Here is a 16,183-nt window from a genome sequence, read left to right as displayed (position 1 = left end):
GGGGATGAATGGCATTTTTTCTTGTAGCAAAAGGATTTGACTTCTGATAAAATAGGAATATATGTTCGCGTTCATCTCCAGAGAAGGAAGTGAAACCAGCATGATTCGCTGTATAAAAACGGAATTCCGAACGACAAAAGAGAATCTAAATCGACTGTTTGCATGCAATCGAATATCCGCAGAAATATGGAACGAATGTCTGACCCACGCTAGAAATTATGCACACCAACACGAGGGGAAATGGATCAGCCAATCGCAGTTGCAATCCGAACTGAAAGGTCAATTCCCCCTACACTCTCAATCGGTCCAAGCGGTGTGCCATAAGTACTTATTCTCGCGGGATAGCGCGCAACAAGCGAGAAAACAAGGACTGAACCCTAAATACCCCTACAAGAAGAAGAGCCATTTCAACACGAAATGGGTGGACAAAGCTTTCCAGATCGAGGGGAATACCCTACAACTCAGTTTAGGGGTGTGGAAGGGAAAAAGACAGCAAGCCATCTGGATTACAGTGCCTCGCCTGCCTGCTGCAGAGATCAAAGAAATCGAACTCGTGTTTGATCGAAAACTCATGATTTCAATGAGTTACGAGGATGGAAAAGTAGCTGTGGAAAATGTCGGGAAACAGTTGGTTGGCGTGGATTTGGGTGAGATTCATTCCCTTGCCGCAACGACCACCGAGAACAAATCCATCATCATAACAGGCAGAAAGCTAAGAAGTGTTCACAGACTCAGAAATAAGAAGTTAGCAGAAATTCAGCGGCTCATGAGTAAATGCAAGAAAGGCAGCCGGCAGTGGAAGCGATATAACCGAGCCCACAAATACATATTGAGTAAGAGCGAACGGCAAATGAACGATGCGATTCACAAAACAACCCGGCAATTTGTACAGTGGTGTACGGAAAATGAAGCCAAAGAAGTGGTCATCGGACAAGTCGAAGGCGTACAGCGGAACACGAAAAAGAAAAGAAGAAAGGTAGTGAACCAAAAGTTATCCAATTGGAGCTTTGGCAAGATCCAGAAGCAAATCCGATACAAGTTTGAAGCATATGGAACCCGCGTGAAAACGATCGATGAAAGCTATACGAGCCAACAATGCCCTTGTTGCGGTAGACGGAACAAGACGTCTACAAGAAATTACAGATGTTGGTGCGGCTATAAGGAGCATCGGGATGTCCATGGGAGCAAAGGGATCTTATCCAAGCATCTGTATGGAGAGATCCGACATTTGGGAGAAACCCAGGAGATCAAGTATCTACGGATAGCCTAAAGCTAGAAGTAGTAGATGGTGAGGTTCCCACCCACTTGCGAAAGTGTTGCTTACGATAACTTGCTGTCAACGTTTCCGCTATCAGGGTAGTGAAAGACAGCAGCCAACCTGCTGTTTTGTAGAAAGTTACGGTAAGTAGTAGTAAGAAACTCCTGCCTCTAAGCAAAACGTAGGCAGGGGAGGTTCATCAAGCAGGACGGTATATTAGGTTCATATTTGAACGAAAAAGCGTAATAATAGACCTTGTGCAGGAGTAGAGACAAGGGGGTACTGTACTTGATGAAAAAGACATTAATGCTTCTGGTTTCTGTATCATTGCTACTTACAACAACTGCTTGTGGGGCAAATACAGCCGAACCAACAACGAAGGACATAGCTATTAAGCCGGAGACTGGAGCAGCAGGCACCAGCAAGGAAACGATCAAGCTTCGTTTTGCATGGTGGGGCGGGCAGTCCCGGCATGATTATACATTCAAAATCATTGAGCTGTATCAGAAGGAGCACCCTAACGTCAAGATTGAAGCTGAATATGCGGCATTTGACGATTATTGGAAAAGACTGGCTCCACAGGCAGCAGCGAACGATTTGCCCGATATTATTTCCATGGATATCTCTTATCTGAGTCAATTTGCCGGAAGAGCTCAGCTGGAGGAATTAACTCCCTACATTCATAATCAAACCATTGATGTTAGCACGGTAGCTGCCAACACACTTAACAGCGGCCAGTATGGTGGCAAGCTGTATCAAATTACAGCTGGTGTTAATGCGCTCGGTTCGACGATTGATCCTGAGCTGGTTCGCAGAGCAGGTGTCGCAATGCCTTCCAAGGATTGGACTTGGGATGATCTGGAGGTTCTTGGCAAACAAATGAAGGCAAGCGGCAAGCTGTTGGGTGATTACATGCGATATGATGTGTATTTTTCCTATTATCTGCGTTCCATAGATCAAAAATTGTTCGATCCGGACGGAGCCACTCTCGGCTATGCCAGTGATAAGGCATTTATCGATTATTATAAACGTTATCAAAAAATGTATGACGCCGGATACTTCCTGAGTCTGGACAAGCTCGCGCTGAAGAAGCTCACCCCGGAGGATGATGAAATGGTGCTGGGCAACGCGATGGCATCCTTCACTTGGTCCAATCAGTATGCAGCTTGGTCAGCGGCTGCCAAACGTCCAACGGAGCTGCTCCCGCCGCCGGGACCGAACAGCAAGAAAGGCTTATTCCTCAAAGCAAGCATGGGATTTGCGATTACAAAAAACTCGAAGCAAAAAGTGGAGGCTGCCAAATTCATAAACTTCCTTATCAATGACATTGAAGCCAACAAAATCATGAAGGGCGAGCGTGGTGTTCCCATATCGTCCAAGGTCAAGGAAGCCTTGAGGCCGCTGCTTAATCCTGAAGAATTAAAAGTATTCGAATATGTAGCCTGGGCGGAAGCCAACAGCAGTCCTGCCGATGCCCCCAATCCGATTGGCGCGGTAGAAGTGGAGAAGCTGTTAAAGGATATCAGCGAGCAAATCCTGTACAAAAAGATTTCAATCGAGGACGCAGCATCCAGGTTCCGGATAGAAGCCAACGCGATTCTGGCTAAGTACAATAAAAAGTCATAGTTTTGTGATCAAAAGGCGACTTTGGGATCATTCCCTGTCAAGAATCAGGCCAGTTCATGTTGAGCTGAGACCTGATTCTTCTTTTATGGTGAAAAAAGGATGCAATTCCGTTCAAAATGTCTATGCAGGATGAAATGTCTGTTTTTTAAACAAGGATAACGGTTTTTTGAATTCATATTTTGATCAAAAAGAGTGATAATAATTCTTGTAGAACTCGAAATAAAGGGAGGATACAGATATGAAGAAAGCGCTAACATTAATCTTATCTGCAGCATTGCTAGTTACAGCCTCGGGATGTGGAGCTACCGCTACACCATCAGCCGGAGCGGATACAACGAAAAAACCGGATGCAGCCACACCTGCTCCAGCTCCAGCAGCATCAACAAGCAAAGATCCTGTGAAATTGCGTTTCTCCTGGTGGGGCGGTCAAGCAAGACATGACTATACACTGAAAATTATCGAGCTGTATCAACAAAAAAATCCGAACGTCAAGATCGAAGCTGAGTATGCAGCATTTGACGACTATTGGAAAAAGCTTGCTCCGCAAGCAGCTGCTAATGATTTGCCTGATATTATCCAAATGGATGATGCCTATATCAGTCAATTCGGTGGTCGCGGACAGCTTGAGGATCTACGTCCTTATATGGATAAAGGAACGATTGATAAAACCAATATCTCACCAGCGTACCTGAAAATCGGTGAATATGACGGCAAGCAATATCAATTAACAATGGGTGTGAATGCACTTGGCCCTGTTATGGATGCAGACCTGTTGAAGAAAGTCGGCGCTTCTGTACCTGCCAAGGATTGGACCTGGGATGACATGGAGGCCTTGGCTAAGAAGTTCAAGGAAAATGGCAAGCTGTTCAGCGACCGTGTCGATTACAAAACCTTCTTCCCTTACTACCTGCGCAGTGTAGACCAAAGAATCTATACAGCTGACGGTACAGCACTTGGATATACCGATGACAAGCCGTTTATCGACTTCTTCAAACGTTACCAAAGATGGTATGATGCTGGTTACGTATTGACTCTGGACAAGATGGCACAAAAGAAATTGACGCCGGAAGATGACGAAATGGTGCTGGGCAACGCAGGTGCTTCCTTCGCTTGGTCCAACCAATATATCGCTTGGACTGCAGCAGCCAAACGTCCTACTGAAATCATTGCACCTCCAGGCAATACAGGCAAAAAAGCACTGTTCCTGAAATCAAGCCAAGGCTTGTCCGTTACCAAGAACTCCAAAAATAAAGAAGAAGCAATCAAATTCGTTAACTTCTTTATCAATGATCTTGAAGTTCACAAAATCATGAAGGGCGAGCGCGGTGTTCCAATTAACTCCAAAATTCAGGAAGCTCTGAAACCGCTCTTAAAGCCGGAAGAAACCAAAGTATTTGAATATGTAGCATGGGCAGCAGAGAACAGCAGTCCGAACGATCCTCCATACCCAGTAGGTTCTGTTGAAGTTCTGAAGGTTCTACAGGATGTAGGCGAGCAAATTCTGTACAAGAAAATTTCCGTAGAGGATGGAGCAGCCAAGTTCCGTAAAGAAGCGAATGCCATCCTTGCCAAAAACAAAAAATAATGAATGAAAACGATCAGGACATGAGCAGCTACTGAAGCTCTGGTCCTGATCGTTTTTTGTTACCGAGAAGCTGGGTGGAGTAAAAATGAGCGCTTTTATCGTAGATTAGTATCTCATGTAAACGCATACAATGATGATACAATACATCTTAGAAATAACAATTAAAGGAAATTGATTAGGGGAGGAAATTGAAGATATGAAGAAATGGACCCAAGGTACTTTATCTTTATTGCTTGTCAGCTCGGTTCTGGTAGCAGGCTGCTCGAGCCGGACGGGACAAGCGGGAGGAGAGACGCCGAAGACAGAACCCCCGGCCAAAACAGAAGCAGCTAAACCGGCACCAAGCACCGGAGGGGCCAAATCCAAGCTTACTGTATACAGTACGGTTAATGATCCACCGGTTCAAACGATTTACAGGGAAATTGGTGAAGCGTTCAAAAAGGAAAATCCTGACATTGATGTGGAGCTGCAGTTCCCGGGAACGGAGTATGAGAATTTACTAAAGGTCAAAATGGCTGCTAACGATTTGCCTGATGTGTTCGATACCCATGGCTGGGCCCAGATCCGATATGGAAAATATTTGGCAGATCTCCGCGGAGAAGCATGGGCTTCACAAATGACAGATACGATCAAAAATGTCGTGACCGATAAAGATGGAAAAGTGTACGCTCTCGTTATTAGTGAAGCGAAGGACGGAATCGTGTACAATGCTGACCTTCTCAAGCAATACAGCATTCAGCCACCCAAAACCTATGATGAACTGATGGCAGCAGCGGAGAAAATTAAAACCGAGTCCAAGGGGGACGTCACACCTTTCTACTTCTCTGGAATCGATAATTGGATGATCGGCTCGTATTTGGATATTTTCTCGACTTCTGCGTTCATTAGTGCACCCAAAAATGATGCCGAGGCCCTAATGAATAATACCTTTGACTGGAACAAATGGGCTGATTTGTCACAAAAGCTATTGGATCTTCAAAAGAAGGGCTACATCAACAAGGACGCGCTGACTGCCAAATACAGTGATATGCCCAAGCTGTTTGCTAATGGCAAGGTAGCTTTTGCTCTATCGGGCCCATCATTCGCTGATGAAGTAAGTAAAGTAAATGCCAATTTGAAAATGGGCTACATTCCGGTTCCTTCTATGGTAGCTGGAGATGCACCTAACTTCTCTGGTGGCGAACGAAATACAATGGGGATTTTCAAGGATACCAAACGTATGGAGGAATCGAAGAAGCTGGTCGCGTTTTTTGCCAAAAAAGAGAACATGACTAAAATTGCGAATTCCACCAAATTGCCTCCTGGACTCAAGGGCGTCGAAGCTAATCATAATTTTTCCGCTTTTTATAAAGAGTTTGAGAATATTCGTGTATTCCCTTACTTTGACCGCGTTTATTTGCCCAATGGCATGTGGGACGTTATGTGTAAGCAAGGAACCGAGCTGCTGGCTGATCGGATAACCCCACAGCAGTTTGCCCAAAACATGAAGCAGGAAGTTGAACGTCTACGCAAAAAATAAGGAGAGCTTATAGACGGGGGGCTCGCTCTATCGGGCTCCCCATTGCTCTTTACAGGAGAGAATGGAGGACATCATGTCAAGAACCACTTCAGAGCCAGCAAGCCGTGATAACCTTTCGAGGCTGAAAACCACGAAGCAGGAAACCAATCGCTTGATCAAATGGAGCCGTTCGGCCTCCGTGCTTAACCTTATGTATATTCCTGCGTTAGCCTTATTTAGTGTGTTCATTTTATACCCTTTTATAAAAGGGATTCAAATTTCGTTTACGAACTGGGACGGGTACTCACAGGAATACGGCTGGGTACAGGTGGATAATTATTTACGGATGTTCAAGGATCCGATTATCGGGAATACAATCAAAAATACGTTTATTTATGGCTTAGGCAGCACATTTTTTCAAAACCTGGTGGGCTTGTTGTACGCACTGCTGTTAAATCAAAGCATACGCATGCGCGGCTTGACGCGTACCATCATTTATTTGCCTGTTATCATCAGTCCGCTAATTATGGGGTATATCTGGTACTTCTTTTTCCAATATAACGGTGGAGCGCTTAATGATATTATTCTTTTATTTGCCAATGAACCGATCAATTTGCTTGCCAACGATAAAATCAACGTATGGTTGATTACCTTCGTTAACACGTATCAGTATTTGGGGATCGCGATGGTTATTTTTTTGGCAGGCTTACAAACGATACCAAAAGATTACTACGAAGCCGCTCAAATTGATGGTGCGACAAAGTTTTCCCAATTTATCCATGTGACCTGGCCTTTACTTGCTCCATCCGTGACCATCAACATTGTTTTGAATCTGATAGGCGGCTTTAAGCTGTTTGATGTGGTCGTTTCCTTAACAGGCGGCGGGCCGGGTTATGCATCCGCATCGTTATCGACATTGATGTATCAGCTTTATTTTGCCAGACAGGATGCAGGTTATGCGGCAGCTTTGGGTAATTTGATGTTTGTCATCATATCCATCATTAGCATCAGCTCACTGTATTTCCTTCGCCGAAAGGAAGTGACCTCATGAGAACGATATCGAAGCCTTTAAAATATATATCGATTCTGATCTGTTTGCTGCATATTCTTCCCTTTTATGTTCTAATTACAACTTCCTTCAAAGCTGTTGATGATCCGAGCTCCAAGTGGATATTACCGGGCTATCTATATCTTGATAATTTCTACAAAGCTTGGGAGCAGGCCCAGTTGGGCAGCGCTTTTATGAATAATATAATCATCACCTTTGTAAGTGTGCTCCTCGTTATTATTCTTGGCGCCGCATCGTCTTATCCACTTGCCCGTTATAAAACCAAATGGAATACGTTCATCTATACGTTGTTTATATCTGCGTTGATTGTTCCGCCCCTGACGATTTTGGTTCCCTTATATAAGCTGTACGTGGATCTTCATGCTTTAAATACGTTATGGGGCATTGTGCTGCTGCATGTAACATTTAACCTGCCGATCACGATTTTTCTGTACAGCGGATTCATTGGTACGATACCGAGGGAGCTGGACGAAGCGGCGATGATTGACGGCTCCAGTCATCTGGGTCTTTTCTTCAGGATCATCTTGCCTTTGCTCAAGCCGGTTACAGCTTCGGTTATTATTTTAACGGGAGTCGCGGTTTGGAATGACTATTCCTTTTCTGTATTTTTTCTGCAAAAAACAGAGGTGCATACATTAACAGTTGCTCTCTCAGCGTTTTTTGGTCAATACAACAGCAACATCGGGTGGGTCGCTTCAGGCTCATTAATGGGTGCTGTTCCGATGACGATCCTGTATTTGTTTTTACAAAAATATTTTATACATGGTCTCTCCTCCGGGGCCATTAAGGGGTAATGCATTACGAATATACGTAGGGGTGGCTGATGACGTATAATGTTGGAAATGATATCGCTTCCAACAAAGGGGAATTTATCCATGAGACTTGCATACTCCTTACGAATGAAACTAACGATGCTCTTCATCATATCGATCATTGTTCCGGTGCTAATCATTATTTGGGCTATGCCATCCTACTTTCACAGCCTGATTTCGGAGGATACGACGGCTCTGACAGAAGGGACATTAACGACGCTTTCCGGTAATTTGGAAACGTATCTGGAAGATTTGGAGCGATTAACAGTAGCTCCATACTGGAGTGCCGAGGTGATGCAAGCGCTGAAGGTAAAGGCAAGTGAAACGAGCGAGACTGAGCTCTATACGAAATACTTAACGGAGAAGTCATTAACGGGGACGCTCCCCATTTTCCTGAAAAACACGAGAAAAGATATTTTAGGCACGATACTTCTGCCTTTCGATGGCTCTGCCTATGTAACTTCATTAACGAATGCGAATGAAGCCACGGAGAACTTCCCCTTCACGAAGCAGGATTGGTACAAGAAGGCGCTTGAGGCGGATGGAAGGGTCAGTTTTATTAGCGTGCATCCGCAGGATTATTTGAAGTACCGCACTACTACCCAAGTATTTTCGGTAGCGCGACTCATTAAGGACCCGGATTCAAGCCAGCCGCTGGCTGTGATCATGGCTGATGCCGATACGGTGGTGCTGGAGCGAATTGTTCGTGATATCCGCTTTAATGTAAGCTCGATTATCGCTATTTATGATGATAACGAAAAATTGATTTATTCCACTCATCCTTTGTCCAGAGAGCTGGAGGAGAAGGCGATTCTGGAAGGACCGAATGGTCAAACCGTGGATTCCTACGTAGTCGTATCCAAGCAAATATCAACGGCCAAATGGACGGTTGTTGTGCTGCTGTCCAATACGGAGCTCAAGGAAAAAGTGCGCTGGATGTACGCGGCAGGTGCTCTTTTTGCTGGAGGTGGTATTGTCCTGACCTTATTAGTATTCTTTGTCTTGTCGAGTGCAATCATTAAACCGTTCAAGGAAATGATTCTCGTTATGCGCAGGGTGCAGCGAGGAGATTTGAATACCCGATTTTCTTTTCGTGGGAGGGATGAAATCTCCGAGCTGGGTGCCGCATTCAATACGATGATTGATCAGCTTGGCGATCTGATTGACAGTGAATATAAAGCCGTATTAAGCAAACGCAACGCCGAATATCGAGCGCTGCAATCGCAAATTCAGCCTCATTTTTTGTACAACACGTTGAATGGCTTTATTGGATTAAATCGGATGGGTGACCGCAAGCTGCTGGAAAAAGCGATCTTTTCCCTGAGCAGCATGCTGCGGTACATATTGGAGCATAACGATTGGACGACACTTGGAGAAGAGCTGCAGTTTTTACGCCAATACGGCGAGCTTCAGCAAATTCGGTTCTCCGACAAGCTAACGGTTTATATTCAATCCGACGCTGAGGTGCATGCGATCCGGCTGCCCAAGCTGCTGCTTCAGCCGCTTGTCGAAAATGCGATTATTCACGGAATCGAGCCGATGGATCGGCCTTGTCTGCTTAGAATAGAAAGCCATTGGCTGCGTGCCAGTGATCGTGAAATTCTGGAAATAGTGATCGCGGATAATGGAATGGGTTTCTTACAGGATAAGGTCAATGAGAAGGTGGATATCGGTATGGCCAATGTCAGAGAGCGACTTCATCTGGCTTACGAGCATGCGGAACTATTTATATACAGTCAGCCTCTTGAAGGGACGACGATAACCATTCATATTCCTGTTCAGGGGGGAACATTATGAGAATTGTCATTGCCGACGATGAAAGTCTGGTCAGGATCAGCCTAGCCAGCATGATCGCAGAAATGGAGGGGGCCTGGGAGCTTGCTGGTGAAGCAACGAACGGTGCGGAGCTGTTGGAGTTGATTAGGCAGGAAAAGCCGGATGTCGTACTTGTCGATATTCGTATGCCCCTGCTGAACGGATTACAGGCAATGGAGAAGGGCTCGCTCATTTCGCCGCACACGTACTGGATTATCGTATCCGGTTATTCCGATTTCTCCTATGTACAGGAGGCATTGAAACGTGGGGCGGTTGATTATCTGCTCAAACCAGTCAGTCCTCAGGATCTGGAGGAGGCTTTAATCAAATCCTCGCAGGAAAAGCAGAAACGACAGCTGCTGCTGGGTAAACGGTTTGAAAATGAGTTGGTTTCCCTCGTTCATGGATTAACGGATGTTCACATGCTGCCGGATGACAGCTTGATTCTGCACGTTCGGTTTCAAATTGTGATGATTTATACCGATGGCAGCCATTGCGATGCAGGAAAAATGGTTGGACGCTCACCCTGCCTAGAGCAGCTTCGGCGTTCGATGGATGCTTATTCAGCTTCAGGGGTTTATGGAGTTTTCGTCCTGATGCCTATGGGGGGAGCCGCATTTATTACGGCATGGAATCAGGCAGATCACTGTAGATCGAACACATTGGTCCAGCAGCTGCTCACCAATCTGAAGGAAGCGGTTCATCAAGACGGGAACAACCGCATAGCGATTACCGCGATCTTTTCTGAGGAGTGTGAGAATTGTAACGTGCTGCTGGAGCGGCTTGACGAGCTGCAGGCTTGGGGCCCGCTGCGCGCCGTGAATGGAATTAATTGCTGCTCTTCTGCGGCTGAATATGCCAAATTATCCTCCAAGGAGGGGATAGAAGAGCTGGCAGCCCTTCTGCTTAGGCTGAATCAATGCTATAAAGAGAAGGATTACATGACGTATGCCAAAACGGTAATTGATTGGGAGCGCTGGACACATAAGCATGAAGCGCGTTTGAGCATATTAAAATCTGCAATTTGTGATTTCATCGACGTAGGCTTGGATTGCAAGCTGGATCGTGCACATTCCTTCGCACAGTGGAAAGATGGCTTGAGCCGCCATGGCGAGCAGCTTCTCAGCAGTGGAGAAGGGATAGGCTGCTCGCTTGTGGATATGTCGATCGCTTATATTGAGCAGAAGTATATGCAGGATATTAGTATTACTCAGGTCGCCCAGGAGCTAAATGTAACACCCAACTATTTGAGTACATTGTTTCGCAAAAAAACAGGTACGACCTTTATCAAATATGTCACTCATATCCGCATGCTCAAGTCCAAGGAACTGCTTGCCTTGCCCAATGCCCAGGTACAAAAGGTTTCCGAGCAAATGGGCTACCTCAGCACTCGGCACTTCACCAAGCTATTTAAAGAACATACAGGCTGTTATCCTTCCGATTATCGAAAACAGCTTATGCAGCAGGAGATGCAGATGAAAGAGCAAATTTAATCCTATTAATGGAATTCGGACTTATGCGCAGAGACGTATAAGTCTTTTTATGACGATTGTGTACTACAAGTTTTGAAGCAGCTCCGGTAGCAGAATGGTGTCAAGAGTCTGTATTTTGAACAAAGTGGACGGTTTTTTAAATTCCTAACCCTCTCAAAATCTTTATAATAGAATATATAGGAAAGCAAGACATACTGCATATTACTTGTATAGGGGTTGAAATTCATGACTAAGCTGTGGGAAAAGGACAATGTTGTCGGATACGTGTTTGCAGCTCCGTTTATACTCGGATTTCTCATTTTCACTTTATTTCCGATTGTATCTTCCTTGTATTATTCATTTACCGAATACAATTTAATGGAATCACCAACCTGGATCGGGCTCGGAAATTACGAAAAAATGTGGAATGACGATAAAATATGGAAATCTTTGGAAGTTACCTTCACTTATGTATTTGCAAGTGTACCGCTGCGACTGGGCTTTGCATTATTCGTAGCTGTGCTGCTTAATAAAGCAATCAGCGGTATCGGTGCTTACCGTTCTGCTTACTATCTTCCTTCCTTGATCGGTGGTAGTGTTGCGGTTTCGATTATGTGGATTCAGATTTTTGGCGATAAAGGGCTCTTGAACTCTATGCTTGGCGTCATTGGGATTCAATCAGATACCTCTTGGATCGGAAGCCCGGGGACCGCTTTGTGGACTTTGATAGCGCTTTCAGTATGGCAATTCGGTTCCTCAATGCTGATCTTCCTGGCAGGATTGAAAAATATTCCGATTTCCTATTATGAAGCGGCTGGTGTGGATGGCGCGAATGCGTTTCACCGCTTTTTCAAAATCACATTGCCCTTGCTTAGCCCAATTGTATTGTTTAACCTGATCATGCAAACCATTGGTGCCTTTATGACCTTTACCCCTGCTTACATTATTTCAAGAGGTGAGGGCGGTCCGCTCGATAATACACTTTTATATTCGTTGTATTTGTACCGCAGAGCTTTTGTATTTTTTGAAATGGGATATGCCTCCGCAATGGCATGGGTGATGCTGATTTTGATCGGCCTGCTAGCGCTTGCTATTTTCAAATCATCCGTATATTGGGTTCACTACGAGTCGAAGGGAGACAAATAACATGACATCCAGCACAAGACAAGTAAAAGCAGCTCTTTTTCATGTATTCATTGGCGGATTGGCTCTTATTATGCTGTATCCCATCATATGGCTCGCAGCCAGCTCCCTAAAACCAAGCAGTGAAGTATTCTCAACAGCCTACAACCTGATTCCAAGCAGTATTCAATGGGTCAATTATACATCCGGCTGGAAGGGCTTTGCCGGCAATACGTTCACTACGTTCTTTAAAAATTCGTTCATCATCGTTATTTTATCGACAATTGGCGCTGTCGTTTCCTCAGGCCTTGTCGCTTATGCGCTGGCAAGAATTCCGTTTAAAGCAAGATCCTTTTGGTTCGCCTGCGTCATGTTCACTATGATGCTGCCGCACGATGTTACGGTTATCCCACAGTACGTTATGTTTGCAAAGCTGGAATGGCTGGGTTCCTTTAAGCCTGTTATTGTACCGAGCTTTTTCGGGATGCCATTCTTCATATTCCTGATCATGCAATTTATCCGTACGATTCCGCCAGAAATGGATGAAGCAGCGAAAATGGACGGCTGCAACAAATACACGATCTTTTTCCGGATTATCGTGCCACTGATTGTTCCTGCATTGATGACATCGGCAATCTTCTCCTTCTATTGGAAATGGGACGATTTTATCAATCCGTTGCTGTACTTGAACAAGCCTACCTTATATCCGGTTTCTCTGGCGCTGAAGCTGTTCCTCGATGGCGATTCGCTTAATAACTGGGGTGGTATGTTCGCCATGTCGACATTATCACTCTTGCCGATACTGATCGTATTCTTTATATTCCAAAAATTCATTGTTGAGGGTATTAGTACGAGTGGATTGAAGTAAGGTAAAGCGGAGGTACATGAGAGTAAGTGTGGTGGAGGCTGCGCGGCCATAGTGTTCCTATGATCGCTGTTGTTCACGGGTTTTCTCATTAGATAAGGGATTTATCGGTGAAAACCCGTGAACAAAGGCGAGCGCTGCGCTTCTCCAGAACACTATGACCACTCCGCTTCGTACTTACCTCGCTTTTTAAGATTAGGGATAGAGGGCAAATGAAAAGGGCAAAATCTAGAGCATATTCATAAATATGCAAGGGCAATACTGAAGTATTGGTTGCAGGGCTGGGGATAAGGATTGACGTTCCTGTCCTCGCTGCTTGCGCGTCAGGATTGGTGAAATACGAGATGAAGAGGCTGAGGGCTGGAACATGCCGCGGCTTCTTTTTTTCTTTTTGGGGTGCAGTGAACTTTAGTGCAACCTCAGTCGTATAATAGATGTTTCGAACATAGTCGAAGGGAATTGGCTCGTGATGACGGACGAACAGCAACTGATTTACCAAGCGCAAAAAGGCGATCATATTGCGCTGTCGAAGCTATTCCAACAGCATTACAGCTATATATTCAAGTATGTAATCAAGCTCACGATGAATGTGCAAACGGCCGAGGATTTGACGCAGGAAGCACTGATGCGTTCGATGGAAAAGCTGCATCTCTACAATGGGAAGTCGAAGTTCGCCTCCTGGCTGATCACGATTGCTACACGACTTTATATGGATGAGCTCAGAAAGAAGAAACGAGAACGGAATTGGCAGGAGCAGGAGCAGCTTCAGTCCGTCCGCAATATGCAGTGGCAGCTGACGCAAAGCGGGATTGAATGGCCTGATGTGTTGAATGCACTGTACAAGATGTCGAGTGATATTCGGGTACCGATTATTTTGAAGCATTATTATGGATACAGCCAGGAGGAGATTGCCGATATGTTGGATGTGCCCGTCGGCACCGTCAAATCCCGAATCCATAACGGATTAAGGAATCTGCGAAAGGAGCTTAATGAGTATGAAGAAGTCCAAGACTGACGAGCAGTTTGATGTGGATGAAGGAAAGCTCACAGCTGCATTGCATGAAGGGTGGGATCGTTTAGACAATTACATCCAAGCATCCACACCAGAGCTTGACTGGTTTCAGCAGCAAATCCAACTACGACAAGCGGCGAATCGTAAGAGAATGGTTCTCGAGCTTGGTTTGTTTGTGATAATCGCTATTGTATTATTGTCGGTATTTATTTCGCTGACCCTCTGGACACCTGCTATATTTCTTATTATCCAGCTGATATCGGTTCTGATTGTTCCGTTCGTACTGGTGTCGCTGCTCAGAAAGCGGGTGGAAGCATGAAGCTGGAGCCTTCGCAGGTGCCGATTTGGGTATGGATCTTGCTTGGTGCCATCCTGCTGTCGCAAAGCATTTGGCTGTTCTACGACGCGCGTAAGCGAGGATTGTACCCCTGGTTCTGGGGTGTATGGGGTTTGTTTCAATTTCCTTTGCCAACGTTGATTTATTTGTTGTTTGCACGTAAAATTTTCAAGAGGAGGACATGAATATGTCAAGATCTGTCGAATTTACGAAGGATATGCTGATTTTGCATTTAACCGGATTAACGAGTATAGGGGCTCTAAGACGCAGAGTTGAAATACCGTACACCGAGATCATTCAGGCATCAGTCAGCGATTTTAAGTTATCCATGTTTCAATTTCGTGTAGGTACTTCGATTGCTGATGTGAAAGAAGGTCGGTTTTTGATTGATGGTCATTGGTGCTTTATATCCTATGAAAATCATAATGATGTGGTTGTGCTTGAATTGAGGGATCATGAGTTTAAACAGGTTGTTTTTCAAATTGATAACCCGGTTGAAACCGAACGGCTTATTGCAGAGCACAGGCTTGAGTATATAAAAAACCGGGGCATGCAGCAGTAAATTTAGATGATGGTGAGGAAACGTAGAGTGAGTGCAGCATTTAAGTTTGATTTTGGCTTGGGGGCAGCGGAGAACAGCTATGTGAAAATTGGGGCAGAATCCTCGTATGTTGTGTCAGTGGGGTATGGCTTTGCAGATGTGAATAAGGTATATGCGATTGACAGAGAAGAAGCAGGCGGGCTGCGCAGAGATTTTTGCATTCCTTTAAATACGGCTTTTATCGTTGATGTCCCTGACGGCAATTATCATGTGACTTTGATGGTGGGGGATATCTTAACAGCTACGGAGACAACGGTAAAATCAGGTGAGGGCCGTCTGCTGCTTCATCGTCTGCAAACCGCAGCAGGTCAATTCGTCAAGCGCAGCTTTGCTGTGCATGTAAGCGGGGGGCAGCTCATTCTGGCATTCTCAGGTATTGCGCCGCGAGTAAATGCATTAGAGATTACAGCGTCCTCCCAGATTGTGACCGTGTTTCTGGCCGGCGACTCCACTGTCACGGATCAGGAGGCCGAGGGTTATCCCTATGCGGGCTGGGGACAGATGCTGCCGCACTGCCTGAATGCTTCAGCGGCTGTATCCAATCATGCCAAATCGGGTCGCAGCTCGAAAAGCTTTATTGATGAAGGGCGCTTGGATGCCATCTTGAAGCTGATTCGTCCGAACGACTATCTCTTTATCCAATTCGGGCATAACGATCAAAAACCGGATCTGGAACGGCGTACTGAGCCTGCTACCACCTATAAGCACTATTTAAAATTATATATCGATGGCGCTCGTGAACGAGGCGCGTTACCCGTATTGGTCACAGCGGTTCATCGCCGTATATTTGACGAAAATGGCTTGATTATCAACACACATGGGGAGTATTTGCAGGCGGTTAAGGAGCTGGGCGAAGCTGAGGAGGTTCCGGTTATTGATTTAGCTGACAAAACACGAAAGCTCTATGAGGCTTATGGTGTGGAAAGATCCAAAAGGCTGTTCCTGTGGTCGGTGCCCGGTGAATTTCCGAACCATCCGTCGGGTGCGGCTGATAATACGCATTTTCAGGAGCGTGGTGCGATTGAAGTCGCCAAGCTGGCTGCTGAAGGGATCAGACAAGCCCAGTTGAATCCGCTGATGCTGTTTTTAAACTAAAACAATCAATTGGAAA

15 protein-coding genes are annotated in these 16,183 nt (G+C 45.3%); all 15 read left to right on the top strand.

What is annotated here, in order from left to right; translation table 11 throughout:
* Positions 1 to 61: 61 nt before the first annotated feature.
* The 15 genes from LRL21_RS02830 (at position 62) to LRL21_RS02760 (ending at position 16,167) form a co-directional block, all read left to right on the top strand.
* Positions 62 to 1,270 (top strand): RNA-guided endonuclease InsQ/TnpB family protein, encoded by a 1,209-nt coding sequence (locus tag LRL21_RS02830; protein WP_338044568.1) that lies wholly within the window; start codon positions 62 to 64, stop codon positions 1,268 to 1,270.
* A gap of 279 nt (positions 1,271 to 1,549) precedes the next feature.
* Complete coding sequence (locus tag LRL21_RS02825) at positions 1,550 to 2,884, top strand: ABC transporter substrate-binding protein (RefSeq protein ID WP_240414251.1); 1,335 nt, start codon at positions 1,550 to 1,552, stop codon at positions 2,882 to 2,884.
* Positions 2,885 to 3,122: 238 nt separating this feature from the next.
* Entirely contained in the window at positions 3,123 to 4,469 is a 1,347-nt protein-coding gene (locus tag LRL21_RS02820) for an ABC transporter substrate-binding protein (protein ID WP_240414250.1), read from the top strand.
* Positions 4,470 to 4,665: 196 nt separating this feature from the next.
* On the top strand, positions 4,666 to 5,988 hold the full coding sequence (locus LRL21_RS02815) for an ABC transporter substrate-binding protein (RefSeq protein WP_240414249.1): 1,323 nt from the start codon (positions 4,666 to 4,668) through the stop codon (positions 5,986 to 5,988).
* Between the two features lie 73 nt (positions 5,989 to 6,061).
* Positions 6,062 to 7,018, top strand: a complete 957-nt coding sequence (locus LRL21_RS02810; protein ID WP_420832421.1) for a carbohydrate ABC transporter permease — start codon at positions 6,062 to 6,064, stop codon at positions 7,016 to 7,018.
* Positions 7,015 to 7,830 (top strand): carbohydrate ABC transporter permease, encoded by an 816-nt coding sequence (locus tag LRL21_RS02805; protein WP_240414248.1) that lies wholly within the window; start codon positions 7,015 to 7,017, stop codon positions 7,828 to 7,830. The genes LRL21_RS02810 and LRL21_RS02805 overlap by 4 nt, the downstream gene beginning before the upstream one ends.
* A gap of 105 nt (positions 7,831 to 7,935) precedes the next feature.
* Positions 7,936 to 9,645, top strand: coding sequence for a cache domain-containing sensor histidine kinase (locus LRL21_RS02800; RefSeq protein ID WP_240414247.1), 1,710 nt, complete (start codon positions 7,936 to 7,938; stop codon positions 9,643 to 9,645).
* Positions 9,642 to 11,156, top strand: coding sequence for a response regulator transcription factor (locus LRL21_RS02795; protein WP_240414246.1), 1,515 nt, complete (start codon positions 9,642 to 9,644; stop codon positions 11,154 to 11,156). The genes LRL21_RS02800 and LRL21_RS02795 overlap by 4 nt, the downstream gene beginning before the upstream one ends.
* Before the next feature lie 225 nt (positions 11,157 to 11,381).
* Complete coding sequence (locus tag LRL21_RS02790) at positions 11,382 to 12,281, top strand: carbohydrate ABC transporter permease (protein WP_240414245.1); 900 nt, start codon at positions 11,382 to 11,384, stop codon at positions 12,279 to 12,281.
* Position 12,282: 1 nt separating this feature from the next.
* Entirely contained in the window at positions 12,283 to 13,125 is an 843-nt protein-coding gene (locus tag LRL21_RS02785) for a carbohydrate ABC transporter permease (protein WP_240414244.1), read from the top strand.
* 466 nt (positions 13,126 to 13,591) lie between these two features.
* Positions 13,592 to 14,137: an RNA polymerase sigma factor SigY gene (sigY, locus tag LRL21_RS02780; protein WP_240414243.1), complete on the top strand. Its 546-nt coding sequence runs from the start codon at positions 13,592 to 13,594 to the stop codon at positions 14,135 to 14,137.
* On the top strand, positions 14,118 to 14,453 hold the full coding sequence (locus tag LRL21_RS02775) for a YxlC family protein (RefSeq protein ID WP_240414242.1): 336 nt from the start codon (positions 14,118 to 14,120) through the stop codon (positions 14,451 to 14,453). Before sigY ends, LRL21_RS02775 begins: the two co-directional genes overlap by 20 nt.
* The gene (locus LRL21_RS02770; protein ID WP_240414241.1) at positions 14,450 to 14,656 is read left to right on the top strand and encodes a sigmaY antisigma factor component; all 207 of its coding nucleotides are present in this window, start codon (positions 14,450 to 14,452) and stop codon (positions 14,654 to 14,656) included. The genes LRL21_RS02775 and LRL21_RS02770 overlap by 4 nt, the downstream gene beginning before the upstream one ends.
* Positions 14,657 to 14,658: 2 nt before the next feature.
* A complete protein-coding gene (locus LRL21_RS02765) occupies positions 14,659 to 15,033 on the top strand; it encodes a hypothetical protein (protein ID WP_240414240.1) in 375 nt (124 codons plus the stop codon).
* 27 nt (positions 15,034 to 15,060) lie between these two features.
* Positions 15,061 to 16,167, top strand: a complete 1,107-nt coding sequence (locus LRL21_RS02760; RefSeq protein WP_240414239.1) for a rhamnogalacturonan acetylesterase — start codon at positions 15,061 to 15,063, stop codon at positions 16,165 to 16,167.
* The last annotated feature ends 16 nt before the right edge of the window (positions 16,168 to 16,183 follow it).

Source organism: Paenibacillus periandrae (genome assembly GCF_022458865.1).
GTDB lineage: Bacteria > Bacillota > Bacilli > Paenibacillales > NBRC-103111 > Paenibacillus_S > Paenibacillus_S periandrae.
Note: the sequence above shows the minus strand (reverse complement) of the source record. Positions and strands in the feature narration are given on the sequence as shown.

Excerpts from the sequence above, each read along its gene's own strand:
- LRL21_RS02830 (WP_338044568.1), top strand. The coding sequence starts at position 62 with ATGTTCGCGTTCATCTCCAGAGAAGGAAGTGAAACCAGCATGATTCGC.
- LRL21_RS02825 (WP_240414251.1), top strand. The coding sequence starts at position 1,550 with ATGAAAAAGACATTAATGCTTCTGGTTTCTGTATCATTGCTACTTACA.
- LRL21_RS02820 (WP_240414250.1), top strand. The coding sequence starts at position 3,123 with ATGAAGAAAGCGCTAACATTAATCTTATCTGCAGCATTGCTAGTTACA.
- LRL21_RS02815 (WP_240414249.1), top strand. The coding sequence starts at position 4,666 with ATGAAGAAATGGACCCAAGGTACTTTATCTTTATTGCTTGTCAGCTCG.
- LRL21_RS02810 (WP_420832421.1), top strand. The coding sequence starts at position 6,062 with ATGTCAAGAACCACTTCAGAGCCAGCAAGCCGTGATAACCTTTCGAGG.
- LRL21_RS02805 (WP_240414248.1), top strand. The coding sequence starts at position 7,015 with ATGAGAACGATATCGAAGCCTTTAAAATATATATCGATTCTGATCTGT.
- LRL21_RS02800 (WP_240414247.1), top strand. The coding sequence starts at position 7,936 with ATGAAACTAACGATGCTCTTCATCATATCGATCATTGTTCCGGTGCTA.
- LRL21_RS02795 (WP_240414246.1), top strand. The coding sequence starts at position 9,642 with ATGAGAATTGTCATTGCCGACGATGAAAGTCTGGTCAGGATCAGCCTA.
- LRL21_RS02790 (WP_240414245.1), top strand. The coding sequence starts at position 11,382 with ATGACTAAGCTGTGGGAAAAGGACAATGTTGTCGGATACGTGTTTGCA.
- LRL21_RS02785 (WP_240414244.1), top strand. The coding sequence starts at position 12,283 with ATGACATCCAGCACAAGACAAGTAAAAGCAGCTCTTTTTCATGTATTC.
- sigY (WP_240414243.1), top strand. The coding sequence starts at position 13,592 with ATGACGGACGAACAGCAACTGATTTACCAAGCGCAAAAAGGCGATCAT.
- LRL21_RS02775 (WP_240414242.1), top strand. The coding sequence starts at position 14,118 with ATGAAGAAGTCCAAGACTGACGAGCAGTTTGATGTGGATGAAGGAAAG.
- LRL21_RS02770 (WP_240414241.1), top strand. The coding sequence starts at position 14,450 with ATGAAGCTGGAGCCTTCGCAGGTGCCGATTTGGGTATGGATCTTGCTT.
- LRL21_RS02765 (WP_240414240.1), top strand. The coding sequence starts at position 14,659 with ATGTCAAGATCTGTCGAATTTACGAAGGATATGCTGATTTTGCATTTA.